Origin of the sequence: Proteiniphilum propionicum (genome assembly GCF_022267555.1) — a bacterium.
GTDB lineage: Bacteria > Bacteroidota > Bacteroidia > Bacteroidales > Dysgonomonadaceae > Proteiniphilum > Proteiniphilum propionicum.
Window position 1 is genome coordinate 2,187,870 of record NZ_CP073586.1, and the last position, 18,520, is coordinate 2,206,389.

An 18,520-nucleotide genomic window follows, 5' to 3' on the forward strand; every position below is an offset into this window, starting at 1 on the left:
ATGGAACACTATGAAACACTATGAAACATGATGAAACAAAAACAGAGATAAATTATGAGCTCAAAATTAGAAGTTCAGAAAAAATGTGAATGGTGCAATAAAATATTTATAGCAAAAACCATGACTACTCGTTATTGCTCTCATAGATGTAATTCTCAGTCTTATAAACACTCTAAAAGAGAAGAACGGAAGAGGAAATTTAAAGTTTCAGCAATAGATTATAAGACCATGCAGGAAATCGAACAAAAAGCTGAAAAATATGAAGAAATTAAGAATAAGGACTATCTTACGGTTTCTGAAACTGCTGTTCTTTTAAGTGTTGGGCGAACTACTATTTATCGTTATTTACATAAAGGTCTGTTGCTGGCATTTCAAACTAAAGGTAAAACTTTTATTCGTCGTAAGGATATAGATGCATTATTTGAAAACCCAGAACCATATAAAGCTCGTCCTTTAAATAATAGTAAACCTATATCAGATTTATATACGGTTTCAGAAATAAAAGGCAAGTTTAACGTTACGGATTCTTGGATATTTAAAATTGCAAAAGAGAATAACATCCCTAAAACATTGATAAGAGGAAAATCTCATTTTAGTAAAAAGCATATAGAACGTTATTTTGAAAGTAAGGTTGATAAACTAGTACATGAAATCGATAGCTGGTATAGTGTAAAAGATATTCAGGAAAAGTATAATCTTACAAAAGCTGCAATTTATTCTTTTGTTTCTGAAAACAATATTCCTCGTAAAAAAATTGGACGTAATGTGTTTTACTCGAAAAATCATTTTGATACAGCAAAAGGATACGAAACATCTGAGTTTTATAGTGTTAAAGAAGCAATGCAAAAATATAATCTAACTCGTGATGCGCTTTATCATTACATTAAATATCACAAAGTAACAAAAATAAAGGAGGGAAGATATATAAAGATTTCAAAACCCGAATTAGATAAATTATTTGAAAAATCAATTGATTATGGCACGAATTCCTAAAGTTACATTGAGAAAACGAGCAGTGGCAAATGGTAAAGAGAGTCTCTATTTGGACTTTTATCCACCCATTCGAGACCCTTTTTCTATGCGAATGACTCGTAGAGAATCCTTGGGTATCTATATTTATGTGAAACCAAAAAATGAAACGGAACGCGAATTCAATCAAGATATGTGGATGAAAGCAGAAGTTATTCGTGGGTTAAGGGCGCAATCGATTATAAATGAGGAGTATGATTTTCTAGATAAAAGTAAGAAACAAGCCGATTTTCTGGCTTATTTTAAAGAAGTTGCTCAAAAGAAAGACCAAAAGTGGATGAAAGTCTATCTTCATTTCAGTAATTTTGTCAAAGGGAAATGCACTTTTGGTGAGGTAAATGTGGATTTGTGTAATAAATTCCGGAACTATTTATTGGATGGAAAACAACTGAAACGCCCTAAAATGAAGATTTCCCAAAATTCTGCAGCAGGCTACTTTTCTACTTTTAGAGCATTGCTGAAAATTGCATATAAGGATAAAATGTTTCGTGAAAACTTAAATGATTATTTAGAAAGCATTGAACTTACGGATGTGAAAAAGGAATACCTCACACTGGATGAATTAAAAAAACTGGCAAATACGCCTTGCGATATTCCGGTTCTCAAATCGGCATCCTTATTTTCCTGCCTTACCGGATTACGGATTAGCGATATTCTTAACTTACATTGGCGGGATATTCTTCCGGCTTCCGAGGGCGGTTATTGTATGCGGATACGTACTGAAAAGACCGAAACCGAAACTACTTTACCGATTAGCGACGAAGCTTTGGAGCTTTGTGGCGAGCGACAGGATGGAAAAGTTTTTGAGGGATTGCGTAGGTCAATGATTTATGAACCGCTGAGAAAGTGGGTGGCAAGCGCAGGAATTACTAAGCATATTACCTATCATTGCTTCCGGCACACTTTCGCAACCTTACAAATAGCACTGGGTACGGATATTTACACCGTAAGTAAAATGCTGACCCATAAAAACGTCTCAACCACACAGATTTACGCTGATTTGGTGAATGAAAAAAAACGGGCGTCTGCAAATAAAATCAGTTTAAAATAAACCCTATGAAATCGAATTATTTTGAACATGTCGTAGTTTACCTGTCTGTTTTGGTAGTTTGCGTGCTTATCGGAGCGGGAGTGAGATTGGTTGTCATTGGCGCAGGTGTGGATGAATTTACGGCGAACACCGTATTTTGGGTAGTTACGGCGTTTGGCGTGATTGTATATGCCATACTTACGATATTTATTGATGGACTTTTCACGGCTACGCTCAGGAAGTTTTTCCCTAAAATGGCTCAAACTAAAACATCTGAAACGCCACCTCTTATTGTGGAAAGTTTAGAAGAAATCCGTGCCGAACAAAAACGACAAATGGAGAATAAAAAGCGAGTAAAGCTTAATTATGTTGTTCAATATACTCGAAAGGAATTTGCACCCTATGTTTCGGATGCGGATATGGAACTGCTTTGTCGGTACGTGGAGCTGTATGCCGACCAAGTTCCGCTGACTGACATTCGGCCCATCAAAGTAAAAGACTTATCCGCTTTGGACTTGTACCACTTCGGCTGGAATATCTGGAAATACCTGAACGTGAGTAAACAGGACGATATTGCTCTGTTTCTTAAAAAAGTTTTTGCTTACAACCTAAACGATATTGAAGTTGATAGCATCAAAAGTCATTTAAAAGATGACCCGAAGAAGGGGAAGATTTTGGTGTGGGAGCGATTGTGTTAGAATTGGTAGCAGCATCAATTTACATGTAACGGACATAATAGGTTAAGGCACGTAAATACTAAGTCAGATTAAATCAGAACTAATTCACCTTAATGTTTCGGCATTAATTTTACGCTTTGTTGAGTTTTTTATTTAGCTCATTCTCTAATTCTTTTAGTTCATTTAATTCGCTTAAATCTACAGTAAATTCTCGATATACATTTTTTTTAATCTGCTCTTTTAATTCTACAAAGTATTTTTCAGGGTTTAAACTTTTACCAAAAACTGCTAAGTATAAATATGTTAATCCAATTATTAGTGCTGAAACTATCCAAGTTATTTTCTCCATCACGTCCCATGGAAAAATGAGAACACAGATAAAAAGAACGAGTGACATTATCACAGGAAATGTCCATATATAAAATTTTTTCTTTTTATAAACTTCTTCTAATCTTTCTTCTGCATTTCTTTTTAATGTTGTGATACGTTTAATTTCTCGAATTACGTCACCGTATTTATCTTGAAGTCCACTTTTTGCCTTCTCTGCCAAAACTTCATCAATGTATTTTTTATTTCTTTCTAGTAATTTTTCTTTTTCTTGTTCGTTCAGTTTTTTAACACTTTCCAATTGTTGCTTATACGAAATATGAGTTTCTTCAAGTTCCTTTTCTAATAAATCTTTTGTGAAAGATTTGGCATTTTCTTTTATGATAGATGGATTTTTTGAATCAATAACTCCTGTAAATTTTCGCTCTACTAAAACTTCCATTGCTTTATTTTGACGTGAAAAGTCTTCTGTAATCTCACTTATCCCTGATAATACTGCTTGTAACTCGTGTTCATTAATTGAATTATCATGTTGTTTCAATTTCAAAAAGCTGACAAAACTTTTATAATCATCATCAGTTCGAGAGTAATACTTTAACAAAAGTCCCATCCAATGACTTGGTAGTAGTGTTATAGGTTGGTTTGCAGAGTGTTCATTATCCCATTTTTTTAACTTTTGGTCAGTCGTAATTAAGTAGTACTTTGTGTCTTGAATATTCTTATTGTTTTTGGCACGTTTTTTTTCAATAAAAAAATAATTTTGTGCGTCAAATCTATGCGACTGTTCAAATCCATATATCTTAGTGGTTTCTATTTCATCTTTATATTTTTCAATGATATTGAAAATTTCATTATCCGATTCATCGTAGGGGATTTTGTAATCTTCCAGTATGTTAAATCTTTTACATAGAGATTCGTACTCTCCGATTATATAAGCATAAAAAGAATCAAAACCATATGTAATTCTGCCATTTCTCCAAAAATGGTAGTACTCATATAGACTTGGGTTAGAGCAGTATTTGCTGAATATTTTAGGATCTATTCTCCCAAATGGAAGTTTTTTAAGATTATTAATATGATACTCAATAGTATCTATAAACTCTTTTTTTGAAAACTTAGAGATAAGTAATTCTTGTCCACTGTCGATGCATTTTTTGAAAAAAACCAAAGTTCGTTCTTTACGAGTATTCCCATTAATCCCTAGAGCTCTATACAATAAGTTGTTGTCTAGATAGAATTGTTTGTTTCTAAGCGAAGCCAGATATGTATTGTCCCCATTGGAATTATTAACGACAAGAGCATACTCAATGCAATAACTTATTACTTAAAAATCTCATTTAAAATTCCCAACTCAAATTAATAGTTTTCAAAGCGGAATTTCTCTTTTTTTCGAGAGATACCGTTTTATTTTCTTTTCATCTTCACTGTTTCTTGCACGTTTAACGTGTTGATTTACTTTTTATGGTGGCATTTTTATATATATTAACATTATCACTCTTCCAAGGCATGGCAATTCCTTGTCATAAACCCTTTTACGACACGAAAGATGGCGATGGACGATTAAGTGAAAATCCGTCATCCGGTCATCGTTGTCGTTATTCGCTGCTCAAAATCACGCCACCCCGCTTTTCGGTAATACTCCTTAGGCATTTTTACCGTGACCTGCCTGCCGGATTTCACCACTTTACCCGGCACTCGGATAAACCATTCTCGGAAGGTAGAGTGCTCTTGGCGCCAAACCCAAAAGTCGCCCCGGTATCGCATGAGCACCGATAAACTGTAGGCAAATGACGAAAGTTGCCAAAGAATATCGTTTACCCAAAAAATCATGCGTGATGGTTTTTCCCGCACAAAGCGAGTTTTTGGTTTGCTCGATCCAATTCTCACTCTCTGATCGGGATCCATAAAGGGTATGGAGCTGCAAGGCATCCAATCCTTTCAGGTTCGAGCAATAGCAAAAGTACTCATACTCGGGTACAAATTGTTTTTCGCCAAAATAATCGACTTCAACCATTTGCTTTATGATGCGCACGGCATAAAACATGCGGGGATTCCTCCAACCGCTACATTGATGTATAAACCGGCAGGTCGCCGTCCGTGGGTCAACCGGTTGCCATGTCTGCCCGGCAAGCAAATCTTTCAGGTTTTTCAGCTTTACTTTCACCAAATATTCATGTTTGCCCTCTTCCAGCAAATCAAACAATCCACCATTGAAAAAGCCGCTGTCTGCCCTGAAAAAAACCTTCTCCACCTTTTGGGGAAGAGCGGCCAAGGTTTCTTTGACAAATTCACAAACGCCGTTTGAGGTGTAGCTTGAACCCGGGCGGAGCCACGAATTGACAAGCAGTTTCATCTCCGTGACGAAACATAAGATGGGGTGATAGCTTTTCGCGCCCTTTTTATGCGAGTTGTAACCCACTTCAGCTCCTTGTTGGTTGCCGTAAACGGTAAATGTGCTTGAGTCGCAATCAAGCGTCACGCGTTTTAACCCGCAACGGGAAACTTGCAAGCCGGTAAAATCCAATAACAACTCGTGAAGCGAACGGGCGCCCCTTTCACCCAAACCTGTCAAATGGCGGCGTATGGTGTCCTCGTCAATGTTCTTGGGTAACTTCAACAAGCGGGAAACCAAGGCGTCAAAGGTGAAATTTTCAATCCGCTTCAAACGGTGAACACCGCACAACGAAGCCAACAGGACACTTGAGAGTATTTGGGCTGTACTGAAACGGCTTGCATTGTGCCGGGTGGTTGGGAAAAGATGTTCCAACCGACGATAAATGCCGCAATGGTTGATAAAATCAGAGGTTACGCTTAACCCTGAATATGACGTTAATTGTTCTGAACTGAACTCTTTCTTTACTGAACTGGCAGTAAATGAGATTTTTTTACTATTTTTGTATTGCATGTGTCGGGTGAGTGTTATTTTTTATTTAACACCTTAAAGATAAATACTTTATCTGACACATGCAACTTTTATTTGAGACTTTTAGGTATTATTTTAAAAAGAGCTTTGTTTTTTTCTGTATCTTCCCATGTCAAGAAATCATTTATTATTTGAATCTCGTCTCGATCAAAAATAGTTGAATCGATAGTAATCTCATTTTTTTCAGGTGTCGGTTTAATAATCTTTGAATATAACTTTATGTTAGTGTTTAATAATTCATATAAATACTTTTGGATTATATTTTCAACATTCTTTTTTGTTGTTGTGTAATTAAACCTTTCAATGAAAATTTGAATAAAATTGTCAAAATTATTTTCAACCTTTTTGTTTTTTAGGAATTGAAATCTTTCGTTAGACAACGAAATTAATGCTTGTTCAGCATTATTTCCAGTCATTTGTACATGAAAGGATTTTGTTTTTTGATTGTTAATTAAACTATGTATTTCTTCGTAAGAAAATGATAAACTAAATATTCGTTCTGTCTCAGAAATAATTTCATACACAGTCAATTGTTTATTTTCATTTTCAACAAAAACAGATTCAATTATTTTTCTTTGAATGGTTTTACTTGAAATTGATTTTGCTTCTTCTGCATAAATTATAGCTGAAGTTCTAATTATCGTTTTTACATCCATAACCCATAAAGGTAAAATTTATGATTTCACAATAGTTTGACGGCTAACTGTTCCCCAAAAAATCGCATAAGCTCATCTAATTTTTGCAAATTCAAAGATACAACATCCCCCCAACTCAGTCAATACTTATAGGCAAATTTTATCAACACAAATCACAAACAATCAGAATTTTCACTACTTCCGGTGTTTTTCTTTGTGTTTTTGTAAGTGTTGCTAATCACAGGCCAATCACTCATTTCATTTGCACCGTAATCATCAAAATCAATTATTATGGATACAAATGAAATTTCCTTTAACAACCTGCCGAACGCCGTGGCACATCTGATTGGCGAAGTGGCAGAAATCAAGCAATTAGTAGAAAAAACGCACTTGCCAACAGTTAGTCCAAAACGAGTGCCGATTGGGATTGACGATGCGTGTAAACTGATCGGCAAAGCTAAGTCCACCGTGTACGCACTCGTACGAAAACGGTTAATACCTTGCTATAAGAATGGCAAGAAGCTGTACTTTTTCGAGGATGAACTCCTCGCATGGATTGAAAACGGACGGAAGAAAACCGTAGAAGAAATAGCCCGTGATGCCACAGACTTTGTAAATGGTAAACGGCGAGCAAATGCCCGTTATTAAGAATGGTGTCGATGAAAGCAAAAGAAACCGACCGCAATGTGGGCAAGCGCTCCAAAAACGAACGCATCGAATCCTTTCTGCGTGAAAAATACCAATTTCGTTTTAATACGGTAAAAAGTCGTACCGAGTTTCGTCCATCGGCAACGGACGAAATGTATTCTCCACTCACCAAGTTCGACATCAACTCGATGCGCCGTTTGCTGGATGCTTCGCAAGGAATTACTACTTCCGCAGAGAATATCCGAGCCATTTTGGAAAGCGATTTTTGCCTCAAAGTAAATCCCGTGCAGGAATATTTTCATTCACTGCTGGAATGGGACGAAAACAAACCTTCGGAAATTGTCCGTTTGGCGGAATGCGTAACCGTTCGTAATTCCGAGAAATGGCGACAGTATCTCTTGAAGTGGCTTATAGCAGTTGTGGCAAACGCAATGGATGATTTTCAATGCCGCAATCACACCTGCTTGGTGCTTACGGGCGAACAAGGCAAATTCAAAACCACTTTTTTGGATTTGCTTTGTCCTTCGAGTTTGAAAAACTATTTGTTTACCGGAAAAATAGATCCGCAAAGCAAAGACATCCAAACCCTCATTGCCGAATATCTTTTCATCAACATCGACGACCAGCTGAAAGCATTGAACAAGCGAGACGAAAACGAACTGAAAAACCTCATTACCACGCCACGTGTCAAGTATCGCCGACCCTATGACGTGTATATTGAAGAATATCCCCATTTGGCAAGTTTTATGGCATCGGTCAACGGCAACGATTTTCTGACAGATCCGACCGGCAGTCGCCGTTTTCTACCCTTTGAAGTGGAACATATCGACATCGAAACCGCCAAACGGATTGATATGGACAACGTTTTTTCCGAAACCGTGTGGTTTTGGAAACAAGGATACCGGTATTGGTTCGATGAAGCAGAAATCGCCGAGCTGCACCGCGAGAGCGAAACTTTTCACGTGCAGACAGTGGAATATGAAATGTTGTTGAAAGGGTTCGAGAAACCCGAAGAATCATCGGAGTCGTATATGACCACATCTGAAATCCTCAACTATTTACGAGCACACACCACGCTCAACCTTCAAGAAAAGCGAATGGGAGAAGCATTGCGAAAAGCAGGATTTGAACGAAAGTCAAAGCGCATAAACGGAAATCCGATGTACGTCTATCATATCCGCAAAATAATGCCCAATCCATTTATTCCTACTTATTACAATGAATGAAGATACTACCTTACTACAAAAGGATATAATACAATGAAAGAAAAAAGATTACACCGTAGTAACTCCAAAAAAATGACGTTACGACCATTTTACTACCTACTACTTTTTAAGAGTGTAGTAGTTACTACCATAAAGGGTGTTTCTACTCTTTTTTCTTTCACTGTCAACTACTTACAAAACTACAAAGCTGTAGTAAGATAAATCCCGAAAACTTAGAAAAATAAATAAAAACAAAAAAGATTATGGAAGCAAACAACGTAAAAGAGATATCCATCAAAGGCTATTTAGCCGAACAAGGAATTTATCCAATAAAAGAATACCCGGCTTATGGAATGTACCTTAGTCCGTATCGTAACGAAGGGCATCCGAGCTTTAAAGTAAACTACCGTAAGAACCTCTGGAGAGACTTCGGAGCCGGAGAAGGAGGAAGCATCATTGATTTGGTCATGAAGATGCGAAACTGCTCCGATATAGAGGCTATTAAACTGTTGGAAGAAAAAGCCGACTTGCCTTTAATTGTCAAGACCGCTTTTCCTTCCGAATCGGAATCGGTCGGACGGATGAAATTGATCCGAGTAGAACAATTTCTTCCGCCCCACCTCGAAAACTACCTGGTACGAGAAAGAGCCATCCCTCTCGAACAGGCGAAAAGACATCTTTCAACGGTATATTACAGTGTAAAAGAAAGAGTTTACTACGCCATTGGGTTTAAAAACGACAAGGCAGGTTATGAACTACGCAACTCTCAGTTCAAAGGCTGCTTTCCTCCTAAAACAATCACTACGATTGACCGTGGTACACCAACGTGTAATCTGTTTGAAGGATTTATGGACTTTTTGAGTTATCTCACACTCTATCCGATGAAAGAAAAAGATCATCCAACGGAATCTGCGGTGGTACTTAACGGCACCGGAAACCTTGAAAAAGTCATTCCTTTTTTATCAAAACATACACAAGTCTATGCCTATCTGGATAACGATGAAGCAGGAAAAGAAGCATTGCAAAAACTCATTCAATTAAAACTACCGATAACCGACTGCTCAAAAATGTATGTAAACCATAAAGATTTGAACGAATTCTTAAAGCAAATGAAAGGGCAAAAAGTCACTCAAATTATCCCAAAATCCAGACGGATGAAATTATAAAATCAGATACTCTGAGACATAAAAAAAACAACCAACTCGGGATGGAAAAGAGCCTGAAAAATAGCAAAAGAAGCAGGAAAATCGCATTGCATCGGTAACGATGTGAGCAGCATAAAGATTGTAAGAAGCAAGTTTGTGTTTCGGGCTGCCCGAAACTGTGTTTTCCATCCCGCTGGTCTAACAAATTACCTATAAACAGACATCAAAATGCTACAAAATAACTCTTCTAAAAAAGGCGGACGTCCTGCCAAAAGTTTAGCTGAAAAACGCAAGTACCGGCTCTCCTTAAAACTGAACACAAACGAATATTTGCAGCTCAAAAGCAAGTCGAAAACGGCAGGTAAAAACCGATGCGATTTACTTCGGGAGCTCATCCTTTCCGGTGAAGTCAGTCAACGGTTTTCAGCGGAACAAAACGACGTCTTTCGCAAAATAGCCGGAATGGCAAATAATCTGAACCAGCTTGTAAAATTAGCACATATACAAGGTGTATGGTACATTGAACTTACAGCAAAGAAATTGTTAGACGATTTGGATGAACTTTTAAAACGGATAAAGCTATGACGGCAAAAATTGTAAAAGGGAGTAGCTTTTCAGGTGCTGTCGGCTATATGTTAAGCAAAGAAGAGAAGGCTGAAATCCTGAAAGCTGAAGGTGTGCGCATAGAACCCAAAGAACTCACGGCAAAAAGCTTCGAGTTGCAGGCATCCATGAATCCAAACATAAAGAAACCCGTTTGGCATATTTCACTCAATTTCCCCAGACAAGACAAAGATAAATTAACCAATGATAAGATGATAAAAATAGCTGAAGCATATCTGCAGAAAATGGATATCCGAAATACACAGTATTTGATAGTGCGACATCACGACCGCAGTCATCCGCACATTCATCTTTGCATCAACCGTATTGATAACGAAGGAAAACTTATTTCGGATAAAAACGAGAAATACAGGAGCACCAAGATATGCAGGGAACTGACCGAAAAGCACGGTTTATATATTGCACCAGGGAAAGAGAATGTGAACAGGGAGCGACTTATCGGCTACGACAAAACCAAATATGAGATTTACGATGCCGTGAAGCAAGCCATCCCGAAAAGTAAAACGTGGAGTGAACTGGAAAAGCAGTTAAAGAAAGATGAGGTCACCTTTCAATTTAAGATGAATGGAAATACCAATAAAATTCAAGGAATTATTTTCGAGAAAGATGATATTAAAATCAACGGCTCCAAAGTGGACAGAAATTGCAGTTTCTCGAAAATCGACCGAGAAATCAAAGATAATGCCTATCAAGCTTTGCAAGAAGCTGAACGGCAAGCACAGCAAACCGGCTTGGCAGAGAGTGCGGTGGAAACACTCTCATCACTCATTGCACAACTCAGCATATTTACAACACCCAACAGTTCGCATTACGATGCCACACTTGCCGAATACATCCAAGCGTTAAAAGCAAGAAAATGGGCGGCTAAAAACAGAATCAAAATTCACAGAATACGATAAAACCAACACAAAAAAACAAACTATTATGGCAACAACTGACAACGACAACATCCTGATGATGTTTGAAGAAATCAATCAGAAATTAGACAAAACTAATTTGCAGATTGAAAAAATTGGGAAAGAACAATCAAAGGGAATTATTGAAATTAACAACGATGAACTAATTGACGAAATCCGGCAAGTGAAGACCTTTATTGAAGGTTCGAATAACAAACAATCTGAACTACTGAATGAAATGGAGATTATTATCCGAAATGAGAAGCGACGAATCGATTTTTCGCCTACTTCCATCAATACAATGCTTATTGTTCTGGGATTTATGGCAATTATTCTCGGATTAACACTATGGGCTACCTCTTTAAAAGCCGAGAAAGAATTGTATTCCGATAACGATATAAAGTACCGTTATATCCAAATGATTGGACACGCTACCAAGGAAGAAATGGCAACGATGGATACCATTTTTTATTTTCATCGAAACAACAGAAAAATCAAGGAGCTACGTAAGCAAGTAGAGATTTTTGAAGAAAATGTAAAACAACGGGCAAGGATTTTGGAGCAGGAGGAGATGTTGAAAAGGGAGATAGAAGAATTGGATGAAAAACTTCACTCCAAAAAATGAAGTATGAAATTAATATCCGATTTTTAGAAAGTTCTTATATCAGTTAAATTTTGTAGATTTGCAAAAAGAATAAATTTATGGCAAAAAAATCAAAATACAGTCATTTGTCACGCGAACAACTTGAAGCAAAATTGGAAAAATTAGAGCGAGAACGATACGGCTTAGTTTGGGAAGATAAAGAAGAACACGTTGCGAAACAGTGCGAAACCGAACTACCCGTTTTGAAAGAAGACGTGTCTCGTGAGATTGTAAAAGATGCAACTCAACCATATAATTTCATTATCGAAGGCGATAATTTCCATTCGCTTTATACGCTTAACTTTACGCATAAAAAGAAAATTGATGTGATTTATATTGATCCACCGTATAATACAGGAAATAATGATTTTGTTTATAATGATAAGTTTGTAGATAAAACTGATCAATTTCGTCATTCTAAATGGCTTTCTTTTATGAGTAAACGATTGAGATTAGCTAAGAATTTATTAAAAAATGATGGGGCTATTTTCATTTCAATAGACAACAACGAATGTGCTCAATTGAAGCTTTTGTGTGATAATATTTTTGGAGAAAAGAACTTTTGTGGACAGATTATCTGGAGAAAGAAATCAGGTGGAGGTCAAACTGATGATTTTTTTGTTACAGAACATGAGTATGTTTTGTGTTATAGGCGAACAGATAAGTTTGTCTGGATTGATGAATTTATTCCAAATTCAGAAAAGGGTTATAATTTAGAAGATGAAAGAGGAAAATACAAACTAATCAAGTTGGCTAAATGGGGAACAGCTGCACGACAAAAAGACAGACCTACAATGCATTACCCCATAAACGCACCCAACAAAAAGAAAATATACCCAGTAGCACCAGATGGGAATCCGGGTCGCTGGAGAGTTGGTAAAAAAAGCATGAAATCACTTTTAAATAACAACTTAATTGAATGGGTAGAGATTGAAAACGAATGGGTACCTTATGAGAAAGTTTACTATGATAATGAAGATGTGAAATATCTAAAAAACAGAAGCATTTATTATGAAATTGGAGAGACAGGAGATGCCACTAAAATGTTAACTGAAATTTTTGGAGAAAAAGACAAATTTGAAAATCCTAAGCCAATAACTTTAATTCAAGAACTTCTATCTCATACTAATAATTCAATTGTTTTGGATTTCTTTGCAGGAAGTGCATCAACTGGACACGCTGTTTTGGAATTAAACAAAGAAGATGGTGGAAATCGTCAATTTATACTTTGTACGAACAATGAAAACAATATATGCGAGGAAGTAACTTACCCCCGCATAAAAAAAGTGATAGATGGCTATGCCGACAAGGATGGAATACTCGCCAATGTGAAATATTTTAAGCAAAGTTTTGTGCCAAATGTTAAATCCGACAAAGATAAGCGGGAATTGGTAAACCGAAGTACAGAACTGCTCTGTATGGCGGAAAATACATTTGAAAATGTCGTGAAACGAAGTTCAAAAAGTGAATTTGCAATTTTCAAAAATGCTGCAAAGCAAACAGCTATTATTTACGACGAGGAAAGCATTGAGAAATGTGTAAAGAAATTAAATGAAAAACAAGGTGATTTAGATACGGTAATATATGTTTTCAGCTATGATCACACATACGAGGCTGATGATTTTGGAAATCTTGATATTAAGTTTACTGTAAAACCTATCCCTGAAGCAATACTAAATACTTACCGTAAAATCTCAAAAATGCGTAAAAAATGAAAGAAATAGAATATCAGAAGAAATATGTCCGACGATTAGTTGATACGGCAACCGAAATTTTGACAGATGAAGACAGAGATACCGGTACGATTGTATTTAAAGCTCCCACCGGCTCCGGCAAAACCTATATGGTTTCGCAAGCTATGACACACATTGTTAAAGAAAATCCCAACGTTGCTTTTGCTTTTATTTGGATTTCGGTAAACAAATTGCATGAACAAAGTTTAAATAGTTTGTCTCGTTACTTTGAAGATGAACGTTTGCTTGAATGTCTGACAAACTCAGAACTGAACAATAATACCATTGAGCAAAACGAAATAATGTTTGTAAATTGGGAAAGTATAAATAAAGAAAATTCTTTATTTCGGGTGGATAATGAACTGAATTGGAATTTACAGACAGTGGTGGAAAACACCAAAGACGAGGACAAAACCATCGTATTGCTTATTGATGAAAGCCATCGAAATGCTAAAACAGACAAGTCACAAGAGTTAATTGATATTATTTCTCCCCGTTTGGTAATAGAAATTACTGCAACTCCAAAACCATCAACAGGCACTTTAATTGACATTCCTTTGCAAGCCGTAATTCGCGAAGGAATGATAAAAAAAGAGATACAGATAAATGCAGCCAAGCAAGAGCAGGTAAAAAGCAATAAAGATTTGCTTTTGTTTGCCTTACGCAAACGCAAACAACTACAAACAGCATATCAAAGCTTGGGTACAAATATTAATCCACTATTACTTATCCAAATCCCCAACAAGAAAGCAAATGACATAATACAGCCCGAAGATGAAATTATAGAGATATTAAGTAATCAAGGTATTAGTGTTCAAAGTGGGAAATTAGCACTTTGGCTTTCAGAAGACAAACGAAATAAAGAAGATGTTGAAAGTAATATAAGTCCGGTAGAAGTGTTGATTTTTAAGGAAGCTATAGCATTGGGATGGGATTGTCCACGAGCAAGTATTCTATTTCTGCAACGAGAGTGGAATAACGAACGATTTGAATTTAACATTCAAACGCTTGGGCGAATTATGCGTATGCCTGAACAAATGCATTATGAAGACAAGCCAGAATTAAATGTTGGCTATGTATATTCTGCTTCAAATGCTTTTACCATAGTAGAAGAACTTGCAAAAGACTATGTTAGTGAACAAAAACTTATTATTGATAATGAAATTTATAATAAAAGACCACAACTTTTTAATGAACATATCCGTAGAAAAAGAGAACTAACAAGACTTTCGGGTGATTTTAAAACTGTATTTAATGAGGCTGCGAAAGCAAACAATCTGAAAGAAAAGATAAATACAAATGTTACTCAAATATCAAAACAGATAAAACTTTCAGGAAAAATCGAAGAATTGGATAAAGAACAGGATGTCGCTTTTGACAATTCTAGAACAATAGAAAAGAGCAAGGCTGAAATTCAAAATAGTTATGACACATTCATACGACAGATTGTGGCACCTTATGAAGTGGCACGCTCCCAAAATATTTTAAAAACCACTATTAGATCTTGGTTTAAAAATGAATTTGGAATTGGCGATGAAGACATTATCCAACTTATTGTGATGAGCCAAAGTAAGGGGAATTATGGTAATTTTAAGACAACAATAGAAGAAGCGAAGGATTTATATAAAAATTTGCCAACAAAAACAGATGAGACAATAACTAATCCAAATTGGGAAGTTCCAACGTTTGTGAATATCTTTTCAAATTTTGAAGAAGTGAAACCTTCTACAAAATCAATATTAAAACAGGAAGATACGAATTGTTTTTTAGCAAAAACAAATAAAAACGGTAATTCGGAATTATCCAAACCTGAAAAAGATTTCATTGCAAGGATGGAGGCTTCTGATGATTATTTGCAATGGTGGTTTAAGAATGGAAAGGGCGAAGCAAAATATTTTAGCATTGCCTACAAGAAGGAAGATGGTTTTTTGTATGGTTTTTATCCTGATTTCATTCTGAAAACAAAAAAAGAAACAATCATTGTTGAAATAAAGGATGATAAGGATTTCAAGGCGGACAACTACTATAAATTATTAGCCGGAAGAGATTATTTAACACGTCTGGATACAAATTCAGAAGAAAAAACACGGTTTTATATCCTGTCCCCAGTTGATTATTTTGATTTTTTCAAACACCTGAATGATATGAATTTAGATAGCTTTGAAGCTATCTATGAAAGACGTTTAACAAAATTCATCAAGAGCCAACAACTTCAAATTTCGGCAAAAATAGAAAGTAAAGAGAAACTGTCTAAAAGTGAGGAGGAATACAAAGAATTGTTTGCAGAGTACGAAAACTCCTTGTCCAAATTGGAGGACGAGGCTTTTAAACGTGAGTTAGCAGAGTTGGAACTGGAAGAAGCAAGAAAAATAAATGAACAATACAAGTCAAATATCGAAATTTTGTTCAAACATTCTGACAGTATCAAGAAAACAGAAGATGATGCTGTTGAAATCTCTGTGCCAACTCCTTTTAATATTTGTATTTTGGGAGAGGTTTCTGATGAAGCTTTAATTAGAAATCAACTGAATAGACATTTTCAGAAACTTGGAGTTGATACAATTGATTGGTCCGTTGATTTTTATGACAATGCAAAACTGCAAAACAGCAAAATACTTCGTTCTTTGCAGAAAGGACAAAGCAAATATTCATTAATTGTTACCGGACAAATTTTTCATCATTCTGGAAAAGGAAATGAGAAAGCTAATATTATTGCCGAATTGAAAAATGGCAAATACATTCCGCATATAATAGGATGTAGCCCAAAGGAATTACTAACCCCCGATACTCTGACGGAAGTAATTCATAAATATCTAACTCAAATAGGTAATTAATAACTATGCTTACCCACTCCCAGCTTAAATATATTCTTTCCAACACCGAAAGTGCTCACATTGAACGGACAACTTCCACGGACAATATGGACAAGTTCTGTCAAGCTATCTGTGCCTTTTCCAATGATGTTTCGGGAAGTGGGAAGAACGGTTATTTGATAATAGGCGCACACGATAATGGAAAACTGTCCGGATTAAAAGTAGATGATAAGCTGTTGCTGAAAATATCAAATATCCGTACAGACGGTAATATCCTGCCGCAACCCGTGATGACAGTCGAGAAGTTCTCTTTCAACGATGGCGATGTTTTAGTTGCCGAAGTTCAGCCTTCAGAATTTCCACCCGTTCGCTATCGTGGGCGTATTTGGGTGCGTGTTGGTCCACGTAAAAGCATCGCCACTGAAGCGGAAGAAAAAATATTGACCGAACGTCGGTTGTCCAACGTACACACGTTTGACGCAATGCCCTGTTTGGGTACAACACTTGATGATTTGGATATAGCCATCATCAAAAAAGAGTACCTGCCCAAAGCAGTTGCCGAAGAGGTGCTTTCTGAAGATAAACGTACTATTGATAAGCAACTGGCTTCACTCGGACTGTATGATTTGCGTTATAATTGCCCGACTAATGGAGCTATTGTTCTCTTTGGAATAAATCCGGAGCGTTATTTACACGGCTCCTATATTCAGTATGTTCGTTTCAAAGGAAAAGATCGTGCCGGAGACATTATTAATGAACATAAGTTTAGTGGAAATCTTTGTCGTGAGTTGCCTAAGATTGACACTTTCATAGAAACAAGTATTGCACAGAAACGCCCCATTCCCGTTAGCGTACTGCGTGAAGAAACTTTTTCGAAGTATCCCTATTGGGCAACTCGTGAGCTTTTAATGAATTCCATCATGCACCGTGATTATGAAACCAATGCTCCCGTGCAGTTTTATGAATATGATGATCGAATAGAGGTGCAAAATCCTGGCGGATTGTACGGAAAGGTAACGCCGGATAACTTCCCGAATGTCAGTGACTACCGCAATCCGTTTATTGCTGAAGCAATGAAGGTATTGGGTTATGTCAATCGTTTCAGTCGTGGTGTGTATCGAGTGCAAAAGGAATTAATGGAAAACGGAAATGGGAAGGCTGTTTTTGACTTCTCATTAGTAACGGCATTTAGGGTAACAGAGAATATTTCTGAGAAATATTTAGATGAAGGGTTTGGAGCGGAAATCACCCAAGAAAAGCCCAAGAAAAGCCCAAGAAACGTCCAAGAAACGTCCAAGAAACGTCCAAGAAACGTCCAAGAAGAAATTGTCGAAGCGATAAAAATAAACCCCACAATTACACGTAAAGAGTTGGAAAATCAATTGGGATATTCTCATGGAAAAATTAAATACCATATTTCTCAACTAGTCAAACAGGGTGTTATCAAACACGAAGGAGCTACAAAATCAGGGAAATGGATAATTATAAATAAGGATTAGTTCTTATGCTGGAAAAGGCAAAGAAAACAATAAAGAAAAGAAAAACTGTAAAAAGGTGTTTTTTGAACTTAAGATAGGAAATGCAATATGTTTATCTATAGTGTTTTACAGTGGTTTATGGTTAAAACTCAAGGAAATGCGGTACAAACTCGGTACAAATTAGGAAATGTAATTGTCTGATATACATCGAATAAGCCTAAAAAACGGAGTTTCTTTTGTAACTATCTGATAATCAAAAACAAGTAAATAGAATGTGAACGTTAATTTGTATCGGTAAAAGAATAAATATCTAATATTCAATTATTTGCACTTTCTGTATAGGAAAATAAGATTAATTGTTTGATTATTAGCTAATTAAGTAGATATATAACGCAAATTATTATCCACAAATCAATTAGAGTATTTTCTCTTGTTTTCGTTTGTTATCAGCATTTTCCGTGCATTTGCATAAATTTTACTGAATTTTGTCCCCTCATTTGTCCCCGAAAGTAGATGCGAGGGACAAATTCTTGTCCACCAAGCCGATTCAGCCATTGATTCCTATAAACTAAAATTAACTAAAATAAAATTATAGTAAACATCATTTCATAAAACAGTTTGGAATATTTATCTGCGTTTGCAGATGAATACTATAACATTGACATACAATGGTATACAATAAGCATATATTATGGCTAAAGTTACAACAGATGG

The 18,520-nt window shown here is 36.2% G+C and carries 15 protein-coding genes; 12 read left to right on the forward strand and 3 right to left on the reverse strand.

Features of this window, described 5'->3' with window-relative positions; genetic code table 11:
- Nucleotides 1-54: 54 nt before the first annotated feature.
- The 3 genes from KDN43_RS08915 to KDN43_RS08925 are packed head-to-tail and all read left to right on the forward strand — an operon-like array spanning nt 55 to nt 2,757.
- A complete protein-coding gene (locus KDN43_RS08915; RefSeq protein WP_238841623.1) occupies nt 55-993 on the forward strand; it encodes a helix-turn-helix domain-containing protein in 939 nt (312 codons plus the stop codon).
- The gene (locus KDN43_RS08920) at nt 977-2,080 is read left to right on the forward strand and encodes a site-specific integrase (protein WP_238841624.1); all 1,104 of its coding nucleotides are present in this window, start codon (nt 977-979) and stop codon (nt 2,078-2,080) included. The genes KDN43_RS08915 and KDN43_RS08920 overlap by 17 nt, the downstream gene beginning before the upstream one ends.
- A gap of 5 nt (nt 2,081-2,085) precedes the next feature.
- Nucleotides 2,086-2,757, forward strand: a complete 672-nt coding sequence (locus KDN43_RS08925) for a mobilization protein (protein WP_238841625.1) — start codon at nt 2,086-2,088, stop codon at nt 2,755-2,757.
- A 109-nt stretch (nt 2,758-2,866) separates the two neighbouring features.
- On the opposite strand, the gene KDN43_RS08930 is transcribed toward KDN43_RS08925, so the two are convergent.
- From KDN43_RS08930 to KDN43_RS08940, 3 genes are all read right to left on the reverse strand, one after another.
- A complete protein-coding gene (locus KDN43_RS08930) occupies nt 2,867-4,279 on the reverse strand; it encodes a hypothetical protein (RefSeq protein WP_238841626.1) in 1,413 nt (470 codons plus the stop codon).
- A 468-nt stretch (nt 4,280-4,747) separates the two neighbouring features.
- Nucleotides 4,748-5,968: an IS1380 family transposase gene (locus tag KDN43_RS08935; RefSeq protein ID WP_238841627.1), complete on the reverse strand. Its 1,221-nt coding sequence runs from the start codon at nt 5,966-5,968 to the stop codon at nt 4,748-4,750.
- Between the two features lie 68 nt (nt 5,969-6,036).
- Nucleotides 6,037-6,642 carry a hypothetical protein gene (locus KDN43_RS08940; RefSeq protein ID WP_238841628.1) on the reverse strand — a complete coding sequence of 202 codons (606 nt, stop codon included), beginning with the start codon at nt 6,640-6,642 and terminating at the stop codon, nt 6,037-6,039.
- A gap of 270 nt (nt 6,643-6,912) precedes the next feature.
- On the opposite strand from KDN43_RS08940, the gene KDN43_RS08945 reads away from it, so the two are divergent.
- The 9 genes from KDN43_RS08945 (at nt 6,913) to KDN43_RS08985 (ending at nt 17,827) form a co-directional block, all read left to right on the forward strand.
- Nucleotides 6,913-7,269 (forward strand): helix-turn-helix domain-containing protein, encoded by a 357-nt coding sequence (locus tag KDN43_RS08945; protein WP_238841629.1) that lies wholly within the window; start codon nt 6,913-6,915, stop codon nt 7,267-7,269.
- Between the two features lie 11 nt (nt 7,270-7,280).
- Entirely contained in the window at nt 7,281-8,495 is a 1,215-nt protein-coding gene (locus KDN43_RS08950) for a VapE domain-containing protein (protein WP_238841630.1), read from the forward strand.
- A 242-nt stretch (nt 8,496-8,737) separates the two neighbouring features.
- Nucleotides 8,738-9,640, forward strand: coding sequence for a toprim domain-containing protein (locus tag KDN43_RS08955; protein ID WP_238841631.1), 903 nt, complete (start codon nt 8,738-8,740; stop codon nt 9,638-9,640).
- Nucleotides 9,641-9,847: 207 nt separating this feature from the next.
- Nucleotides 9,848-10,204, forward strand: a complete 357-nt coding sequence (locus tag KDN43_RS08960) for a plasmid mobilization protein (RefSeq protein WP_238841632.1) — start codon at nt 9,848-9,850, stop codon at nt 10,202-10,204.
- On the forward strand, nt 10,201-11,142 hold the full coding sequence (locus KDN43_RS08965; RefSeq protein WP_238841633.1) for a relaxase/mobilization nuclease domain-containing protein: 942 nt from the start codon (nt 10,201-10,203) through the stop codon (nt 11,140-11,142). Before KDN43_RS08960 ends, KDN43_RS08965 begins: the two co-directional genes overlap by 4 nt.
- A gap of 25 nt (nt 11,143-11,167) precedes the next feature.
- Nucleotides 11,168-11,764, forward strand: a complete 597-nt coding sequence (locus KDN43_RS08970) for a hypothetical protein (protein ID WP_238841634.1) — start codon at nt 11,168-11,170, stop codon at nt 11,762-11,764.
- Nucleotides 11,765-11,841: 77 nt separating this feature from the next.
- Nucleotides 11,842-13,497, forward strand: a complete 1,656-nt coding sequence (locus KDN43_RS08975; RefSeq protein ID WP_238841635.1) for a site-specific DNA-methyltransferase — start codon at nt 11,842-11,844, stop codon at nt 13,495-13,497.
- Nucleotides 13,494-16,349: a DEAD/DEAH box helicase gene (locus KDN43_RS08980; RefSeq protein ID WP_238841636.1), complete on the forward strand. Its 2,856-nt coding sequence runs from the start codon at nt 13,494-13,496 to the stop codon at nt 16,347-16,349. The genes KDN43_RS08975 and KDN43_RS08980 overlap by 4 nt, the downstream gene beginning before the upstream one ends.
- Nucleotides 16,350-16,354: 5 nt before the next feature.
- Nucleotides 16,355-17,827 carry an RNA-binding domain-containing protein gene (locus KDN43_RS08985; protein ID WP_238841637.1) on the forward strand — a complete coding sequence of 491 codons (1,473 nt, stop codon included), beginning with the start codon at nt 16,355-16,357 and terminating at the stop codon, nt 17,825-17,827.
- Nucleotides 17,828-18,520: the final 693 nt, after the last annotated feature.

Bases quoted from the DNA above. Each gene is read 5' to 3' on its own strand.
- KDN43_RS08945 (WP_238841629.1), top strand. From the start codon at position 6,913: ATGGATACAAATGAAATTTCCTTTAACAACCTGCCGAACGCCGTGGCA.
- KDN43_RS08965 (WP_238841633.1), top strand. From the start codon at position 10,201: ATGACGGCAAAAATTGTAAAAGGGAGTAGCTTTTCAGGTGCTGTCGGC.
- KDN43_RS08975 (WP_238841635.1), top strand. From the start codon at position 11,842: ATGGCAAAAAAATCAAAATACAGTCATTTGTCACGCGAACAACTTGAA.
- KDN43_RS08955 (WP_238841631.1), top strand. From the start codon at position 8,738: ATGGAAGCAAACAACGTAAAAGAGATATCCATCAAAGGCTATTTAGCC.
- KDN43_RS08915 (WP_238841623.1), top strand. From the start codon at position 55: ATGAGCTCAAAATTAGAAGTTCAGAAAAAATGTGAATGGTGCAATAAA.
- KDN43_RS08985 (WP_238841637.1), top strand. From the start codon at position 16,355: ATGCTTACCCACTCCCAGCTTAAATATATTCTTTCCAACACCGAAAGT.
- KDN43_RS08950 (WP_238841630.1), top strand. From the start codon at position 7,281: ATGAAAGCAAAAGAAACCGACCGCAATGTGGGCAAGCGCTCCAAAAAC.
- KDN43_RS08960 (WP_238841632.1), top strand. From the start codon at position 9,848: ATGCTACAAAATAACTCTTCTAAAAAAGGCGGACGTCCTGCCAAAAGT.
- KDN43_RS08925 (WP_238841625.1), top strand. From the start codon at position 2,086: ATGAAATCGAATTATTTTGAACATGTCGTAGTTTACCTGTCTGTTTTG.
- KDN43_RS08940 (WP_238841628.1), bottom strand. From the start codon at position 6,642: ATGGATGTAAAAACGATAATTAGAACTTCAGCTATAATTTATGCAGAA.
- KDN43_RS08920 (WP_238841624.1), top strand. From the start codon at position 977: ATGGCACGAATTCCTAAAGTTACATTGAGAAAACGAGCAGTGGCAAAT.
- KDN43_RS08970 (WP_238841634.1), top strand. From the start codon at position 11,168: ATGGCAACAACTGACAACGACAACATCCTGATGATGTTTGAAGAAATC.
- KDN43_RS08935 (WP_238841627.1), bottom strand. From the start codon at position 5,968: ATGCAATACAAAAATAGTAAAAAAATCTCATTTACTGCCAGTTCAGTA.
- KDN43_RS08980 (WP_238841636.1), top strand. From the start codon at position 13,494: ATGAAAGAAATAGAATATCAGAAGAAATATGTCCGACGATTAGTTGAT.